This is a genomic window from Bowmanella denitrificans, assembly GCF_039522935.1.
Taxonomy (GTDB): domain Bacteria; phylum Pseudomonadota; class Gammaproteobacteria; order Enterobacterales; family Alteromonadaceae; genus Bowmanella; species Bowmanella denitrificans.
In genome coordinates, this window is record NZ_BAAAEI010000020.1 from 187,598 (window position 1) to 203,262 (window position 15,665).

At 49.5% G+C, this 15,665-nt stretch carries 18 protein-coding genes; 8 read left to right on the plus strand and 10 right to left on the minus strand.

Annotated features, from left to right (window positions below; all coding sequences use genetic code 11):
* Window positions 1–6: 6 nt before the first annotated feature.
* The 5 genes from uppS to rpsB form a co-directional block, all read right to left on the minus strand.
* Complete coding sequence (gene uppS, locus ABD028_RS16300; RefSeq protein ID WP_102796814.1) at window positions 7–732, minus strand: polyprenyl diphosphate synthase; 726 nt, start codon at window positions 730–732, stop codon at window positions 7–9.
* Window positions 733–766: 34 nt separating this feature from the next.
* Window positions 767–1,324: a ribosome recycling factor gene (gene frr / locus ABD028_RS16305; protein ID WP_102796607.1), complete on the minus strand. Its 558-nt coding sequence runs from the start codon at window positions 1,322–1,324 to the stop codon at window positions 767–769.
* A gap of 23 nt (window positions 1,325–1,347) precedes the next feature.
* Entirely contained in the window at window positions 1,348–2,088 is a 741-nt protein-coding gene (gene pyrH, locus ABD028_RS16310) for a UMP kinase (RefSeq protein ID WP_102796606.1), read from the minus strand.
* A gap of 190 nt (window positions 2,089–2,278) precedes the next feature.
* On the minus strand, window positions 2,279–3,151 hold the full coding sequence (tsf, locus tag ABD028_RS16315) for a translation elongation factor Ts (RefSeq protein WP_102796605.1): 873 nt from the start codon (window positions 3,149–3,151) through the stop codon (window positions 2,279–2,281).
* Between the two features lie 114 nt (window positions 3,152–3,265).
* Entirely contained in the window at window positions 3,266–3,994 is a 729-nt protein-coding gene (gene rpsB, locus ABD028_RS16320; RefSeq protein ID WP_102796604.1) for a 30S ribosomal protein S2, read from the minus strand.
* Window positions 3,995–4,267: 273 nt separating this feature from the next.
* Here rpsB and map point away from each other — a divergent pair, with 273 nt between their 5' ends.
* Genes map through dapD form a run of 3 tightly spaced genes read left to right on the plus strand, consistent with a single transcriptional unit; the run spans window position 4,268 to window position 8,526 of the window.
* Window positions 4,268–5,053 carry a type I methionyl aminopeptidase gene (gene map, locus ABD028_RS16325; protein WP_102796813.1) on the plus strand — a complete coding sequence of 262 codons (786 nt, stop codon included), beginning with the start codon at window positions 4,268–4,270 and terminating at the stop codon, window positions 5,051–5,053.
* A 12-nt stretch (window positions 5,054–5,065) separates the two neighbouring features.
* Complete coding sequence (gene glnD / locus ABD028_RS16330; protein ID WP_343846267.1) at window positions 5,066–7,714, plus strand: [protein-PII] uridylyltransferase; 2,649 nt, start codon at window positions 5,066–5,068, stop codon at window positions 7,712–7,714.
* A complete protein-coding gene (dapD, locus tag ABD028_RS16335; protein WP_343846269.1) occupies window positions 7,702–8,526 on the plus strand; it encodes a 2,3,4,5-tetrahydropyridine-2,6-dicarboxylate N-succinyltransferase in 825 nt (274 codons plus the stop codon). Before glnD ends, dapD begins: the two co-directional genes overlap by 13 nt.
* Before the next feature lie 117 nt (window positions 8,527–8,643).
* On the opposite strand, the gene ABD028_RS16340 is transcribed toward dapD, so the two are convergent.
* Window positions 8,644–9,081 carry a flavodoxin domain-containing protein gene (locus ABD028_RS16340; protein ID WP_102796601.1) on the minus strand — a complete coding sequence of 146 codons (438 nt, stop codon included), beginning with the start codon at window positions 9,079–9,081 and terminating at the stop codon, window positions 8,644–8,646.
* 10 nt (window positions 9,082–9,091) lie between these two features.
* On the minus strand, window positions 9,092–10,147 hold the full coding sequence (gene truC, locus ABD028_RS16345) for a tRNA pseudouridine(65) synthase TruC (RefSeq protein ID WP_425542124.1): 1,056 nt from the start codon (window positions 10,145–10,147) through the stop codon (window positions 9,092–9,094).
* Window positions 10,148–10,235: 88 nt separating this feature from the next.
* Between truC and ABD028_RS16355 the strand changes: the two genes are divergently transcribed.
* Window positions 10,236–11,252 (plus strand): DUF3549 family protein, encoded by a 1,017-nt coding sequence (locus tag ABD028_RS16355; protein ID WP_343846271.1) that lies wholly within the window; start codon window positions 10,236–10,238, stop codon window positions 11,250–11,252.
* A complete protein-coding gene (locus ABD028_RS16360; protein ID WP_343846273.1) occupies window positions 11,249–11,551 on the plus strand; it encodes a DUF3301 domain-containing protein in 303 nt (100 codons plus the stop codon). The genes ABD028_RS16355 and ABD028_RS16360 overlap by 4 nt, the downstream gene beginning before the upstream one ends.
* 649 nt (window positions 11,552–12,200) lie before the next feature.
* On the opposite strand, the gene ABD028_RS16365 is transcribed toward ABD028_RS16360, so the two are convergent.
* Window positions 12,201–12,830, minus strand: a complete 630-nt coding sequence (locus tag ABD028_RS16365; protein ID WP_343846275.1) for a GNAT family N-acetyltransferase — start codon at window positions 12,828–12,830, stop codon at window positions 12,201–12,203.
* A 94-nt stretch (window positions 12,831–12,924) separates the two neighbouring features.
* On the opposite strand from ABD028_RS16365, the gene ABD028_RS16370 reads away from it, so the two are divergent.
* Window positions 12,925–13,155 carry a DUF2789 domain-containing protein gene (locus tag ABD028_RS16370; protein WP_102796596.1) on the plus strand — a complete coding sequence of 77 codons (231 nt, stop codon included), beginning with the start codon at window positions 12,925–12,927 and terminating at the stop codon, window positions 13,153–13,155.
* Window positions 13,156–13,180: 25 nt separating this feature from the next.
* On the opposite strand, the gene ABD028_RS16375 is transcribed toward ABD028_RS16370, so the two are convergent.
* On the minus strand, window positions 13,181–13,540 hold the full coding sequence (locus ABD028_RS16375; protein WP_102796595.1) for a DUF3192 domain-containing protein: 360 nt from the start codon (window positions 13,538–13,540) through the stop codon (window positions 13,181–13,183).
* 166 nt (window positions 13,541–13,706) lie between these two features.
* Between ABD028_RS16375 and ABD028_RS16380 the strand changes: the two genes are divergently transcribed.
* A complete protein-coding gene (locus ABD028_RS16380; protein ID WP_343846278.1) occupies window positions 13,707–14,003 on the plus strand; it encodes a hypothetical protein in 297 nt (98 codons plus the stop codon).
* On the opposite strand, the gene syd is transcribed toward ABD028_RS16380, so the two are convergent.
* On the minus strand, window positions 14,000–14,551 hold the full coding sequence (syd, locus tag ABD028_RS16385) for a SecY-interacting protein (protein ID WP_343846279.1): 552 nt from the start codon (window positions 14,549–14,551) through the stop codon (window positions 14,000–14,002). The two genes, ABD028_RS16380 and syd, sit on opposite strands and share 4 nt — an antisense overlap.
* A 58-nt stretch (window positions 14,552–14,609) precedes the next feature.
* Between syd and queF the strand changes: the two genes are divergently transcribed.
* Window positions 14,610–15,449, plus strand: coding sequence for an NADPH-dependent 7-cyano-7-deazaguanine reductase QueF (queF, locus tag ABD028_RS16390; protein ID WP_425542125.1), 840 nt, complete (start codon window positions 14,610–14,612; stop codon window positions 15,447–15,449).
* Window positions 15,450–15,665 lie beyond the last annotated feature (216 nt).

Consider the following 15,665-nt stretch of genomic DNA (forward strand, 5'->3'; position numbering starts at 1 on the left):
GGAACGTCATACCTCGACCTGCTCGCCGGTTTTACCGAATCGCCTCTGGCGAGCGGAAAAATCGGCTACGGCCAGCTCGAATTCCTGTTCAGTGAAATCCGGCCACAGGGCTGACGTAAAATAAAGCTCTGCATAGGCCAACTGCCAAAGCAGAAAATTGCTCACCCGACTTTCACCGCCGGTACGGATCAGTAAATCCAAATCCGCCAAACCAGACAACGAGGTATGGGCATCAAAGCTGGTCTCATCGATCTGAGCGCTGTCCATTTCACCGGACTTAACTTTGTCAGCCAATTGCCTGGCAGCCTGGACTATATCCCATCGACCGCCGTAATTAGCAGCGATATTCAATACCAGTGATTGATTACCAGCGGTCATGGCTTCTGCTTCGCGAATGCGCGTGACCAGTTTCTCATCAAAACGGCTAAGATCCCCAACGACCTTGAGGCGCACATCATTCTTATGCAAACGTTTGACTTCACTTTTCAAAACCAGCTTGAAAAGCTCCATCAATACGCCAACTTCATCAGCAGGCCGATTCCAGTTTTCACTGGAAAAAGCAAACAGGGTGAGGACTTGAATCCCTTTCTTGCGAGCATAGGTTACCGAGCTGCGTACAGAATCGACTCCAGCCTTATGGCCGAAGGTACGAATCTTACCCCGCTGCTTGGCCCAACGCCCGTTGCCATCCATAATGATGGCAACATGCCTTGGAATGCTTTGTGAAGACATCATGAGGAAAACTCCGATCGCGTGATGAAACCGATCAGATTTCCATAAGTTCTTTTTCTTTTTCCACCAGCAGTTGATCTATCTGCTTGATGAAATCGTCCGTCAGTTTCTGAACATCATCCTCAGCACGGCGACCATCGTCTTCACTGATTTCCTTTTCTTTTACCAGATCTTTAATTCCGGCATTAGCGTCACGACGCACATTGCGGATCCCTACGCGGCCTTGTTCGGCTTCACCACGTACCACTTTAATCAGATCTTTACGACGTTCCTCGGTCAATGGCGGCAATGGAATACGAATCACGGTACCGGTACTCATGGGGTTGAGACCCAGATCCGATTGCATAATGGCTTTTTCAACTGCTTGAGTCGCACCCTTATCAAATACAGTCAGCGACAAGGTCCGGGCATCTTCAGCGACCACGTTGGCGATCTGACGCAGCGGCGTATCAGAGCCGTAATAGGACACCATAATACTGTCCAACAGGCTTGGATGAGCGCGCCCCGTACGGATCTTGCTGAACTGGCTTTTCAGTGCGCTGATAGATTTGCTCATACGCTCTTTGGCGTCATTTTTTATTTCGTTAATCATGCTTTCAATCCTGTCTACAGTGCTTAATTCAGATTATCGAGGTGATCGATTAGAGTACCTTCATTTTCACCCATGACAACCGCTTTTAGACTGCCAGGCTTGTTCATATTGAACACCCGAATTGGCAAACTATGGTCGCGGGCCAGGGTAAAGGCGGCCAGATCCATCACCTTAAGCTCTTTTTCCAGCACTTCCTGATAACTTAGTTGCTCATACATCACGGCATTGGGGTTTTTAGCCGGATCGGAATCATATACGCCGTCTACTTTGGTTCCTTTCAGTACCGCATCGGCTTCAATTTCTATACCGCGCAAACAGGCGGCAGAGTCAGTGGTGAAGAAGGGGTTACCTGTACCGGCGGCAAAAATCACCACCCGGCCAGATTTAAGCAAGCTGATGGCCTCGGCCCAATTGTAGGCATCGCATACGCCGTTTAGGGGAATGGCAGACATTAAACGGGCATTGACAAAGGCTCGGTGCAAAGCGTCACGCATGGCCAGACCATTCATTACCGTCGCCAGCATGCCCATATGGTCACCCACCACGCGGTTCATTCCGGCTTTCGCCAGACCTTCACCGCGGAACAGGTTACCGCCGCCGATCACCAGGCCAACCTGCACGCCCAGTTCCACCAGCTCCTTAATTTCCTGTGCCATACGATCCAGCACCTTGGGATCGATACCAAAACCTTCTTCGCCCATCAGGGCTTCACCACTGAGTTTTAACAATATGCGTCGATAGGCGGATTTTGGATTGATACTCATTGAAAAGATGCTTCCTGTAAGTTCTGCTTGGCCCGCGCTCTGCCCTGACACTGAGTCTGGCAAAGCCTCTGAGTCTTTGGGGTATATGGCCGGATTTCTATTCAGAAACCAGCACATAATAAAAGGCACCCCAATTGAGGTGCCCGTAGTTTATATGACAATGCCCTGAGGCAAAAGTCACAGCGTCTATTTATTTCTTGGCCGCGGCCATCTGCGCCTGAACTTCGGCAGCGAAGTCTTCGGTCTTCTTCTCGATACCTTCACCTACTTCGAAACGCACGAAGTTAACAGCGTCAGCATTGGCAGCTTTAAGCAACTGACCAACGGTCTGAGAAGGATCTTTTACGAAAGGCTGACCAGTCAGGCTGATTTCGCCGGTAAACTTGCTCATACGGCCAGCAACCATCTTTTCTGCGATGTCTGCAGGCTTGCCGCTTTGCATAGCGATATCAATTTGAATTGCCTTCTCTTTCTCTACCACGTCGGCAGGTACTTGCTCAGGCTTAACAAATTGTGGGTTGCTGGCGGCAACGTGCATGGCAACGTCTTTAGCCAAATCGCTCTCGCCACCTTGCAGGATAGCCAGAACGCCAATACGACCACCGTGCACGTAGGCACCCAGGTTGTCACCTTCAATGGTTACGACGCGACGAACGTTGATGTTTTCACCGATTTTAGCCACCAGCGTATCACGTACGTCAGAAACTTTTGCGCCGTCGATTTCCAGACCATTCAGCACTTCCACGTCGTTGACTTTATTGGCCAGAGCCAGAGCAACAACTTTAGCGCCGAAAGCCAGGAAGCTTTCGTCACGGGCAACGAAGTCAGTCTCACAGTTCAGTTCCATCATCACTGCGGTGTTACCGTCAACGGCAGTCAGGATCACGCCTTCAGCGGCGATACGGCCAGCTTTCTTGGCGGCTTTGGCCTGACCAGATTTACGCATGTTCTCAATCGCCAGCTCGATATCACCAGCGGTTTCTTCCAGTGCTTTTTTACAATCCAGCATACCGGCGCCGGTACGCTCACGAAGTTCTTTTACTAGGGCTGCAGTCACTGCCATTTTGTTTTCCTCAGTAGATTTGTTCGTATGGAACACAAGGGCTTAAAAGCCCTTGTGTTATGACATCCCATTGACAGGCCAGTATGTCGGCCTGCCATGACAAAGGGATGACGATTATTCAGCTTCTACGAAGTCGTCGCTTTCAGCCTGAGTTTCCAGGTTCTGTTCACGACCCTGGCTGATAGCGTCGGCAGCAGCTTTCAGGTACAACTGAACGGCACGGATAGCGTCGTCGTTACCAGGAATGATGTAGTCTACGCCGTCTGGATCAGAGTTAGTATCTACTACAGATACAACAGGGATACCCAGGTTTCTGGCTTCAGTGATGGCAATGTGCTCGTGGTCAGCATCGATCACAAACAGAACATCAGGCAAACCGCCCATGTCCTTGATACCACCCAGGCTGGATTCCAACTTGGCCATTTCGCGAGACAGCATCAGCGCTTCTTTCTTGGTCAGCTTGTCGAACGTACCGTCCTGAGCTTGCTGTTCCAGATCTTTCAGACGCTTGATGGACTGACGAACGGTTTTCCAGTTGGTCAACATACCGCCCAACCAGCGCTTGTTCACGTAGAACTGATCACAGCTCTGTGCTGCTTCTTTAACAGCTTCAGAGGCCGCGCGCTTGGTACCAACGAACAGGATCTTACCTTTACGGGCGGAAACGCCAGACAGGAAGTTCAGTGCGTTGTTGAACAAAGGAACGGTTTTTTCCAGGTTGATGATATGAACCTTGTTACGGGCACCGAAGATGAAAGGTTTCATTTTCGGGTTCCAGTAACGGGTCTGGTGACCGAAGTGCACGCCGGCTTGCAGCATGTCACGCATAGATACGTTTGCCATTAGATTTTCCTCAAATGGGGTTAGGCCTCCATGCATCCCAGTCCTCGATCCCGCCGTAAAAACGGCAAGACACCCCGAAAACCGTGTCGATGCATGTGTGTTATTAAGTTAATTACACTTGCCACGGACAACAGCCGGACAAAATGCGCGCGCTTTATACCATAAAGCCGCTATAAGTTACAACTATCCGCTATCTAATCCAGCCTATACAGTCCGTCCCCCAGCCGCTAGAATGCGGCCAGTGTTTTATTGTTAGCAGACAGTGGATTTCCTTTGACAGCCATAATCAAAACCCCGCAAGAGATAGAAAAGATGCGCGTTGCCGGCGCTCTGGCCGCAGAAGTGCTGGAAATGATTGGCCCTTATGTTAAAAAAGGCGTCAGTACCGATGAGCTCAACCGCATTTGCCATGACTATATTGTCAATCAGCAGCAGGCCATTCCTGCTCCTTTGAATTATCACGGCTTTCCTAAGTCCATCTGTACCTCAGTCAATCATGTCATCTGTCACGGCATTCCTTCCGAAAAGGTGCTGAAGGACGGCGACATCATTAATATTGACGTCACTGTTATTAAAGATGGCTACCACGGTGACACATCCAAAATGTTTGTGGTCGGTCAGCCGTCTATTTTGGCTGAACGCCTTATCCGCATTACTCAGGAATGTATGTATAAAGGCATAGAGCTGGTGCGCCCTGGTGTGCACCTGGGCGATATCGGCCATGCCATCCAGGTGCATGCCGAGCAACATAAGTATTCTGTGGTCCGCGAATATTGCGGCCATGGTATTGGCGCGGAATTCCACGAAGAACCGCAGGTGTTGCATTATGGCAAACCGGGCTCAGGGGAAGTGTTGAAAGAAGGTATGTGCCTGACCATCGAACCCATGATCAACGCTGGTAAACGTCATTCCAAGTTATTAAAAGACGGCTGGACTGTGGTCACCAAGGACAGAAGCCTGAGCGCCCAGTGGGAGCACACGCTGCTGGTCACGGCCGATGGCTGCGAAATCCTGACCTTGCGTAGCGACGACAGTATTCCTCGCATCATCAGTCACTAAAAGAGGCAAACTTTGGCGCTGCAAAGCCTGCTAGGGCAAATCAGACAGATCAACAACTTCGACAATGTGGCGGCCTTTAAAGCCTGTGTCGAAAACAGCTATCAATGGCTGAACAGTGAGTCATCCCAGGTGGATGTGGACCATCTGGTTACGGGTCGCGCTGTGTTTGTGGATGCATTGCTGCGTCAGGCCTGGCAATTGCTGGAACTGGATAAAATCAAGGATTTGTCATTGGTGGCAGTAGGCGGTTATGGCCGCGGGCAGTTACAGCCCTATTCCGATGTGGATTTACTGCTACTTAGCCAAAAGCCGCCAGCAGAAGAGGTCAAGACAAAACTTGGCAGCTTTATTACCCTGCTGTGGGATATTGGCCTGGATATCGGCCAGGCTGTGCGCACCATCAGCGAAACCATTAAGCTGGCCAAGCAAGATATCACCATTGCCACCAACCTGATTGAAGCCAGATTGCTAAGTGGCAGCCAAACTACGTTTGAGCAACTGCAGCAGAAGGTACAAGGCAAAGGATTCTGGAACAGCAAAGACTTTTTTCTGGCCAAGTACGAAGAGCAGATTCAACGGCATGCCAAATTCAACGGTACCTCTTACAACCTGGAACCCAACGTAAAAGAGAATCCTGGCTGTCTGCGCGATATTCAGAGTATCGGCTGGGTGGCCAAAAAACACTTTAAGGTCCTTAAAGGCCGCGAGCTGGTTGAGCATGGTTACTTTACCGCGCGGGAGTTTGAGGAACTGATCGAATGTCGCAATCATCTGTGGCGTATCCGTTTCAGTTTGCATCTGGTGGCCGGGCGCAGTGAAAACCGCCTGCTGTTTGACTATCAGCCGCAGGTAGCGAAGCGTCTGGGTTATGGTGAGCAGGGCAAGGCGTCGGTGGAAACCATGATGAAGGCGTTCTTTCGCACTGTCAGGCGTATCAGTGAATTAAACGAAATGCTGCTGCAGCATTTCCGCCAAGACATTCTGGCCCTTAAGGTACGGGATTATCAGCCGATCAATCAGGATTTTGCCTTGTCAGACGGCCTGTTACAGGCCCGTCACGAGCAGGTATTTGACAGCCCCGAGAAGCTTCTGAGCTTCCTGATGCTGGTCGCCGATACGCCACAAACTATCGGCCTGCATTCCGCCACCCTGCGTTTACTGCGCAATGCCAGACGGCGTTTCCGCGAACACTACTTCAGTGAACATGCCAGTTGCCGACAGATTTTTATTCGGCTGTTACGCCATCCCGGCTTTTTTGGCTTGGCCTGGGATTTGGCCCATAAGCACGGCATCATGCAGGCCTATTTACCGCAGTGGAATCAGATTGTCGGCATGATGCAGTTTGACCTGTTTCATGCCTACACCGTAGATGAACATACCCACAGACTGATCAAGCACATCTATAGCTATTCACGCCCTGAAGGGGCACGGGACTTTCCCCGCTGCCATCGCATCATGCAAAATCTGGATAAGCCGGAGATACTCTACATCGCTGCGTTGTTCCACGATATTGGCAAAGGACGGGGAGGCGATCATTCCAAGTTAGGTGCAGCAGATTTAGCCGAGTTTTGCCAGAGTCACAATTTGTCTGACAAAGACACCGAATTGGCGGTATGGCTAGTGGAGCAGCATTTATTAATGTCTGTCACTGCGCAGCGCCGCGATATCTATGATCCGGATGTTATCCACGAATTTGCCGGTAAAGTGCGTAACAAAGCCTACCTGAATCATCTGTATGCCCTGACCCTGGCGGATATCCGTGCCACCAATGACAACCTGTGGAATGACTGGAAAGCCTCACTTTTACGCGAACTTTACCAGATGACCCGCAAGGCTCTGGAAAACGGTCTGGAGTGCCAGATTGACTTGCAGTCGCTGGTCAATGAACACAAGCAGGAAGCCCTGGCTATGCTCACCAGCATGGGGCACAAGCCAGAGCAGGTCGAAGCGTTATGGCAGCGACTGGATTGGGATTATTTTGTTCGATTCAAACCCAGTCAGCTCATTTGGCATGCCAAAGTGCTCCTTAACAATGAAGATCTTGACGAGCAGCAGGTGTTAATTGAACTGTCTGATGAAACGTCCAAGGCCGGTACCGAGCTGATTTTGTATGGACGTGACAGAGCGACCCTGTTTGCTCAGGTAGCTTCGGTGTTGGACAGCCGCAACTGCTCCATTCATGATGCGCAAATTATGAGCACTCAGGATGGCTACGTGCTGGACAGTTTTATTATTCTGGAACAGGATGGTGGCCGTGTAGACTCACCATCCCGTCGTCAGAGTCTGAAAAATGCCATCCAGACCCAATTGGCCAAGCCCGGCCACCAGCATACCAATAATCGTAAAATGCCCAGGCGCATGAAGCAGTTGAATGTGCCGACCAAGATGCGCTTTTTTACTAATCAGGCCAATATGACGCTATTGGAACTGGAGGCACTGGATGCTCCGGGTTTGCTGGCCAAAATCAGTCAGCAGTTTGTGGTCTTTAACCTGTCACTGCATATGGCCAAGATCACCACCATTGGTGAGCGGGCAGAAGATCTTTTTATCCTGACCAATGCCGAGGGCCAGGCGCTGAGCCAGGAGCAACAACTTTCCCTTAAAAAACAACTGATCGAGACATTAGATCAACAAAACCACGGTGAAACATGTCAGAACTGAAATCCATTATTGAACACGCATTTGAACAACGTAACGAACTGAGTGCAGCCACGGCTGACGCCAGTATTCATGACGCCGTGGCGCAGGCGATGGCCCTGCTTAACAGCGGTAAGGCCAGGGTAGCCGAGAAAATAGCCGGTGAATGGGTCGTGCACCAGTGGCTGAAAAAGGCCGTGCTGTTGTATTTCCGTTTGCATGACAACCAGGTAATGGACGGTGCCGAAAGCCGTTTCTTTGACAAAGTGCCACTGAAATATGCCGACTACAGCGCCGAACAGTTTGCCGCTGAAGGTGTAAGGGTGGTACCGCCGGCAACAGTACGTACCGGCAGCTTTATCGGCCGCAATGTGGTGTTGATGCCTTCCTACGTTAATATCGGCGCCTTTGTGGATGAAGGCACCATGGTGGACACCTGGGCCACAGTGGGCTCTTGTGCACAAATTGGTAAGAACGTGCATTTGTCTGGTGGTGTCGGTATTGGCGGTGTACTGGAGCCGCTGCAAGCCAACCCAACCATCATTGAAGACAACTGTTTTATCGGTGCCCGCTCTGAAATCGTGGAAGGCGTGGTAGTTGAGGAAGGCGCCGTGATCTCTATGGGTGTCTATATTGGCCAGAGCACCCGCATCTATGATCGTGAAACAGGCGAGATCCATTATGGTCGAGTCCCGGCGGGCTCGGTCGTGGTACCTGGCAATCTGCCGTCAGCCGATGGCAAATACAGCCTGTACGCCGCGATCATTGTTAAAAAAGTGGATGCCAAAACCCGCGCTAAAGTGGGTATCAATGCCCTGCTGCGGGGCGCTGAGTAATCTGCGCTGAGGGCGGGACACCCCGCCCTCAATCAACGGTACTACTTGTATGACGCAAAGACTATCAGGTGATGAGCGCTCAGGACTTTTCTTGCCGCGTCACAGCCATAATCTGGCTTAGCCAAATACCTGTTTTAACCAGGGCAGTACTTCGTCCTGCGGATCCAGGGTTTCACATGCATCCACTTTGAAAAGCGGCGCCAATGGCTCACCGCGTAATTCTTCCAGCAAGGCAAATATTTTTCGCCCGGCCCCACAATAGGTTTCTCCGTAACTACTGTCCCCTAAGCCCACAACGGCAAAGCCTTTACCATTGAGTAGCGGAAAGCGGGATTCCAGATCCAGAATAAAACCTTCAAGATTAGGCGGAATGTCGCCCTGCCCGGTGGTGGAGCTGATAAATAACAGTTGCTCGGCCTGTTGGAAATCTGCCATAACAGGTTCATCAATCACCTTAGCCTGATGTCCGCCAGCGGCTAATTGTTGTTTGGCATCTTCGGCCAATTGCTGGGCATTGCCATAAACACTGCCGTAAAAAATACTGATTTCAGCCATAAGCCTATTATTACTCCTTAATTTGGTAATCGTGCCAACGGGTCAATAGTGCATCGAATCTGGGTTCCTGCTCAAGTGTGATTGTCAGCGCCTGTTGAGTAAAAGGGTGTATCAGCGACATACTCCAGGCACACAGCCCCAGTCCGTTAAAACTAAATTCACGGCGTAGCAACGCATTGTGTTTGCCATCGCCGTGATTCACATCGCCGACAATGGGATGGCGGATATGTGCCATATGTCTGCGTATCTGGTGCTTACGACCCGTTTGCGGATACAACTCCAAAAGGGAATAACGGGCAGTTTGATAAGGTCTGACCGCAAAGGGTAATTCAAATCGCTGTAAGGTTTTATAATCAGTGACCGCGGACTGCGCTGGTTTATCTGTTTTTGCCTGTTTATCGGCAATTTTATCCAGCTTTTCCTTAAGAGCATAATCGATGCGCCCGGCATCCGGGGTAAAGCCTCTGACAATGGCCCGGTAGGTTTTGTTTATTGCCCCTTGAGTAAACTGCTCCGTCAGCCGCCTGGCAGCTTCCTGGCTAAGAGCGAATAACAATACCCCAGAAGTAGGCTTATCCAGGCGGTGCACGGTATACACTGGCTGACCAATTTGATCGCGCACGGCCTGCATGGCAAAACGTGTCTCGTACTTGTCAATCACACTGCGATGCACCAGCAACCCGGCCGGCTTGTGCACCGCCACCAGGTAGTCATCCTGATACAATACGGGTAAGGTCGGCATGGGTGCATATAAGTCATCTATCTGCGACAACACCGTCAGCACAGCAGAGAGATCAACTCTGTCACCCCAGCTTTGCTCGGCCATGGGGAGCAGCGCCATAGTGCCAGGCAAAGGTAAATCTTGAGTGATAATGCTATTCATGCGCGGCAGAAAAACAAACTGTAACCATTGTTCAAACTGCAGGGTATCCACACAAAATGGTGCCTGACTTAACAACGCTCCAGCCGCTGGGGTTTGTTTGTGCCATAGACCCGCATGCTGCATTGCATTGGTGAGTTTAGTGAGGAGCTTGTGGCTTAGCTTACGTTTTACAAAGTCTGACATGCTATATCTATCGGGTTATACTTGCCTGCTTCAAATTAAGGCAATATGGTGCACCTCCAATCGGAGGGGCGAAAAGTCCAAGAGTAACATGACCAGTATCAGTACACTGAGTGAATTCCTGCTGCAATCCGGCTGTCAGTACCGGGTATATGATTTAGGCCGCGCGATCCGTAAGCTGGATCCGCAAACCTTTCTGGATATAGAAAATAACCGCAAGGCCCATCCTTATCCCCGACTTGGCTATGCTTGGCTGGCTGTGTTGTTCTGGAATAAGCAGCTTAGTCATCAGCAGTACATCTGGTTTTTAAAACTGCCACTGGACGAGCAAGGAATGTTGGTCAGTGCCGCCCGCAATCATTTCCTGGGCATTGTATTAGAAGCGTTGGGCAAACAGATGGACAACGCCTCGCCAGACACCCTGCCGGAACATCCTTATGGCTTTGTTCCGGGCCAACAACAAATGGCAGATTTTAACGCTTTAGTGCGTAAGGCGATGAAATTACCCGAATCAGAACACCTGGCTAATGTTCAGGCTTATATTCGTGCCCCTGCGGATCAGGAGTGGCAATCCCTGGCCTTGCAAGGACTGGCTGATTTAGCCGCTAGTCTGGACGACCCTAAGACACGCCAATTGTTTATCAGTCAATTTACTGCATTACATCAACAGGTGCAGCTAACCTTATTGAATTCCTTGGAAAATCACCAACTGGATGTCGGTCTGAGTGAGTTTATACTGGCACAGATGGCGGCACACCCGACACAGCCAGCCTGGCAAATAGCTGGATTACGGGCTCTCAGCCAAAGTCAGGCTGATGGATTAGTGGCTGATACACTCAGCAAGCTGCTGCAAGGTGAGCAAATTGACAGCGATTTGCTGATAACGATTTCCGGGCGTCACTGGCACAGGCTGCTACCCCATGACTTGCTTTCACCCTATATAAATCTTGTGGCTGAACATACGCCGGATTTGTTTGCACCAGTGTTTGCAGATCTGGTCAGATTGCCGCAGCTCAGAACAGCTATGCTGGCCATGCTGCGCAGCACAGACAAAAGTCCCGCCCTTACCCAGGCCATCGGACGACTATTTAGCGAGCAACAGCAATGAATCTGGCTGACCTGCTATTAATGATGGTGATTCTGGCGCTGGCCTGGCAATTCTGGCGAGTCAGGGCTATGAGTGAAAAAGCCTATGGCTATCTGCAGGACTATTGCAATAAGCAAGGCTTACAGCTTATTTCTCTGTCCAGAAGAAAGACCAGAATTCGTCCTTTTCACGGCAAACTGGATTGGTACTGTGAATTTGATTTTGAATTTTCCGGTAACGGCGAGGATACCTATCAGGGCAGTTTAATTATGCGTGGAATGCAAGTAACAGATACCCAGTTGCCGCCTTACCGGGTTTGACCCCGCCAAACCAAGGCGCCAAAAAGAATAAAGGCGTGGTCATCAGACCACGCCCCTACCAAATACTAACTCCCTTTACGGCATACCTTTGCCACTATCATCCTTGTTCCGGTTCCATCTGGAATCCAATCCGTTTGCCCTTACTCTCCCTGAGTAAGACACTCGTCCTGAGTGGATCCCGCTCCCTTATCCCTGTACGCTGCCTCCATTGTGGCGCGATTCCCCTCTCCCAGGGTTGTCCATTTACTTCATCCTGAAGTTATTCCTTTAGCTTCCCCCTGAAGCTGTTCCTTTTGCCTTCTCCTTAGGCTTCATCCCTGCCCTTCATCCTGAAGGTATCCAAAACTCTTCCCTGACCCATCGTGTTTCCTTGTGACAGGGATAAAGATAAAGCACAGGGGATTATTTGCCATACCCCCAATTCAGGCTGACAACATAAATGCACTATGACAGACAAGAAGAAAAGACCAATAAACTTTACATTTCAATAGATTAAGAAAAGTCGTAGGAGTTTGTCGGCATAAACAAAAGCGGTTTATCCTACAGTTTTGTGAGAAATGTCTTACAAAGAAAGCGGCCTTTGTCTTACACGTCTGACAACGGCCAAATGCTCAGTCCAAATAAAGCTGCGCAAACGCTAAGCAAAGTGCTATTTTTTTCGCCGAAACATCAAGTGGCCAGCGATACGGCCAACCTGTAATTCTTTCACTAACCCGTAGTCACCGTCCTCAAAAAAGCCAAGACATTTGGGCAAAGTGACAAATACTGCAACCCCTTCACTGGATCTATCTTCATCCATCAAGGTATCAATGGCCCCCATCAATACATGCCCCAAGCCACGATGCTGATGATCCGGATGCACACCAATAAACGACAGCATATGGTAACGTCCTGCCGGCACCTGCTCTCTGACCTTTTGCTCCTTCTCAACCATTTGTCGGGTGCCCAGGAATCCAGCGGTCAACAACATTTTTAAACGCCAATGCCAGAAACGATTGGGTCCCAGGCTGGCGTTGGGCTGAATAAGGCAGGCCACTGCCAACAGTCGTTCGCCTTCAAATAACCCGACCATAGGCTGTTTGGCGATCCAAAAAGTATGCAGTTCTTCACGGATAGCAGCGCGTAGTCGCTCTTCGTAGCCCTCTTTATCGGCCTGAAATATATTCATAAACAGCGGATCATCATGGTAAGCCTGGTATAAAATCGAAGCAGCGATCTTGAGATCTTCAGCCGCCAGGAATACCGCTTTTACTTTATCTTTTGCCAACGCCAGGTTCATGCCGTTTCCAACAGAAGTTGTCTATAGTTGTAGATAAGACAATAACCCAGCACGGGGAATTTGTTAACATTTTGTTATCTTCGTGGAGGAAGGTATGAACATCAACAGTCCAAGCATTAACGATCTATTTAACCAGTTGGGGCTCGCCAGTGACGAAGGAGCGATAAACCGCTTTATAGACCGTCATAAAGGCTTAGACAGCCGGGTCAAGCTGGAGCAGGCACCCTTCTGGAACTCGTCTCAAAGCAGTTTTATTCAGCATGCCTTGACTGATGATGCGGAGTGGGCTGAAGTCATTGATCAGCTCAACAACAGGCTGCGCTGATCAATGAGTAAGCATTAGGTTCAGACTAATATGTCCGATAGGCCTCGTCGCCCCAGCCACTTAAGTGGTTATCTTTGAACACCAGAGGTGTGCATTCATCCTTGCTTGTTACACCATCACCATGATTTCGATGGGTACGATAAAACAAGACTTGGACCTTTTGGCCATTTTGATCGTGATACTCGCTAAAATCGGGTACCCCCAGGCGGTGAGTAATTTCTTCCAGACTTAACCCTGGGCTTAGCCTGGCAATCTCTTGGCGATTCTGGCTTTCACGTTTCTCCCAATCTGCCTGATGATACTGATCAGGTTTAACCGAAATTATACAGCCAGATAAACTGCCTACAGCCAAACTTAACGTAATCGCAGCTATCCATTTATTCATTATTTTCCTCGTCTTGTTGGACAGTTGGTTGATGTGAATGGGTGTAAGCAAGAGACGAACCAAGTTGTATAACACTGATATTAAAACACTTTTTAATATCAGTGCCATGCTTAGGTAGTGTTAGAATGACTCTATTCACCACTAGATAGCCAAATTGACCAATACTATGAACAATGCGGACTATATTTTGTCGTTATGCAAGGAATTATCGGCGGCAGGGAAAGCCCCCTCAGTGGCTCTGATAAAGTCCAGAGCACAAAAGCCACTGCCGCTGGCCGACATTCTGTCGGTATTACAAAAGTGGAAACAGGCACCCGAGGCATTAGCGGCCAAGGCCAAACCCGTGGCAGAAACCGAGCAACAGGTTCCGTCTTTGTCACAACGGGTAGATAGACTGGAAAAGCAGATGTCAGAACTTATCGCTCTGGTTGCTCAGATTCATCAGCAGTTGGGCAAATCCTAAACCTCGCCTGGGCCTGGTGCCAGACCGTCAAGAAAACAGCTGAGATTATCCGCCAGCACCTCTGAGGCAGGTAAACCCACGCGTTCCAGCACCACCTGACCGCTGTGGTTGTCCAGGCTGAGAATAAAATCATCATCATCCGTCACCGCAAAGAACAGGGTGACAGGCTGCTTTAAGCGCTTTTTCATCAGCACGTGACCAATCAAATTTTGCTGCAAGCGAATAAAGTCATCCTCATTCCAGGGCAACAGCAATTGTAAGTCCCCCCTGGAAGTATGGGCCGTCAGATTCTCACTCCAATATGCGCTATAAAACGCCTTGATATCCGGGTGAAACTCAAGCTCCAACGCCCGTTCGGTATCAACAAAGTCAGCGAGCCCGACTCTGGCCACAGGCTGCCATATAATCTGTCCAGCGGCATCAGTCTCGCCAATCTGGCAAGGAGAAAGCCAGTTCGCATCCCAGTCAGTCAGCAAGGGCCGCCCAGATTGCTGATAATATTGAACATAACGCTGAACAAAGGTTTGTAGACTACTGGCAACTTGCATATCTATTGATTGAACACGAAAAACGTTAGAATAGTGTCAGTTTAACCTGCATAGAATGATGATGACAGAGCAGAAAGCCACCGATACCTTGGCCCATCTCAGCCTGGGTAAAGTCTCAGAATACATTGACCAATACACACCGGATCTGTTGCAGGCCGTACCTCGCAGTATGAATCGGCAAGCGTTGAAATGTGTGGATACTCAACCCTTCCACGGTGTGGATATCTGGAACGGTTATGAGCTATCCTGGCTGAATCTTAAGGGTAAACCCTGTGTAGCCCTGATGCAGGTTGAGATCCCAGCCAGTAGCCCAAACTTAATTGAATCCAAGTCTTTCAAGCTATATTTGAACAGCTTCAATCAGTGGAAGATTGGCGGCCGGGATGAACTACAAGCCACACTTAGCAGGGACTTATCCCATTGTGCCGGAGAAAAGGTTAAGGTCAGTTTACATGACCTCGACGCCACCAAGGATTACCAAATCCAGCATTATCAGGCTGATTTATTGGATGATCTGGATATTGAGGTAAGTGAATATCAACCCAATCCTCAATTGCTGGTCTGTACCGATAAGTTGGTAGAGCGAAGTCATATCAGTCACTTGCTCAAATCCAATTGCCTGATCACCAGCCAACCAGACTGGGCTAGTGTTTTAATTCGCTACAGCGGAAACGAAATCCAACCGGAGAGTCTGTTACGCTACCTGATATCTTTCCGGCAACATAACGAGTTTCACGAACAGTGTGTCGAGCGGATATTTTGCGACATCCTGCAGCAGTGTCAGCCTCAGAATCTGACTGTTTATGCACGCTACACCCGTCGCGGTGGTTTGGACATCAATCCTTTCAGAAGTAATTTTGAATCTCCCTATGCCAATTTGCGACTGATTCGCCAGTAAAACTGAAAGCCTACAAGAATAATTACAAAACCACTTTCACTTTAAAGCTAACTGTGTAAAATGTCCGCAGTTGTTGATAACAGGACTAGAACACACATGCCTCTTAACAATAATAAAAATGACCGGTTACCCTACTATCTGGTCAAACGTCCATTGAACGACGACTGAAACAAAGGGATGGCTTGCCATCCCTTTGTTTTTTCTGCCTGAGCGCTC

Excerpts from the sequence above, each read along its gene's own strand:
- queF (WP_425542125.1), top strand. The coding sequence starts at position 14,610 with ATGATGACAGAGCAGAAAGCCACCGATACCTTGGCCCATCTCAGCCTG.
- ABD028_RS16340 (WP_102796601.1), bottom strand. The coding sequence starts at position 9,081 with ATGGCTGAAATCAGTATTTTTTACGGCAGTGTTTATGGCAATGCCCAG.
- frr (WP_102796607.1), bottom strand. The coding sequence starts at position 1,324 with ATGATTAACGAAATAAAAAATGACGCCAAAGAGCGTATGAGCAAATCT.
- syd (WP_343846279.1), bottom strand. The coding sequence starts at position 14,551 with ATGCAAGTTGCCAGTAGTCTACAAACCTTTGTTCAGCGTTATGTTCAA.
- rpsB (WP_102796604.1), bottom strand. The coding sequence starts at position 3,994 with ATGGCAAACGTATCTATGCGTGACATGCTGCAAGCCGGCGTGCACTTC.
- ABD028_RS16370 (WP_102796596.1), top strand. The coding sequence starts at position 12,925 with ATGAACATCAACAGTCCAAGCATTAACGATCTATTTAACCAGTTGGGG.
- ABD028_RS16355 (WP_343846271.1), top strand. The coding sequence starts at position 10,236 with ATGACCAGTATCAGTACACTGAGTGAATTCCTGCTGCAATCCGGCTGT.
- ABD028_RS16360 (WP_343846273.1), top strand. The coding sequence starts at position 11,249 with ATGAATCTGGCTGACCTGCTATTAATGATGGTGATTCTGGCGCTGGCC.
- pyrH (WP_102796606.1), bottom strand. The coding sequence starts at position 2,088 with ATGAGTATCAATCCAAAATCCGCCTATCGACGCATATTGTTAAAACTC.
- truC (WP_425542124.1), bottom strand. The coding sequence starts at position 10,147 with ATGTCAGACTTTGTAAAACGTAAGCTAAGCCACAAGCTCCTCACTAAA.
- dapD (WP_343846269.1), top strand. The coding sequence starts at position 7,702 with ATGTCAGAACTGAAATCCATTATTGAACACGCATTTGAACAACGTAAC.
- ABD028_RS16380 (WP_343846278.1), top strand. The coding sequence starts at position 13,707 with ATGAACAATGCGGACTATATTTTGTCGTTATGCAAGGAATTATCGGCG.
- ABD028_RS16375 (WP_102796595.1), bottom strand. The coding sequence starts at position 13,540 with ATGAATAAATGGATAGCTGCGATTACGTTAAGTTTGGCTGTAGGCAGT.
- uppS (WP_102796814.1), bottom strand. The coding sequence starts at position 732 with ATGTCTTCACAAAGCATTCCAAGGCATGTTGCCATCATTATGGATGGC.
- ABD028_RS16365 (WP_343846275.1), bottom strand. The coding sequence starts at position 12,830 with ATGAACCTGGCGTTGGCAAAAGATAAAGTAAAAGCGGTATTCCTGGCG.
- tsf (WP_102796605.1), bottom strand. The coding sequence starts at position 3,151 with ATGGCAGTGACTGCAGCCCTAGTAAAAGAACTTCGTGAGCGTACCGGC.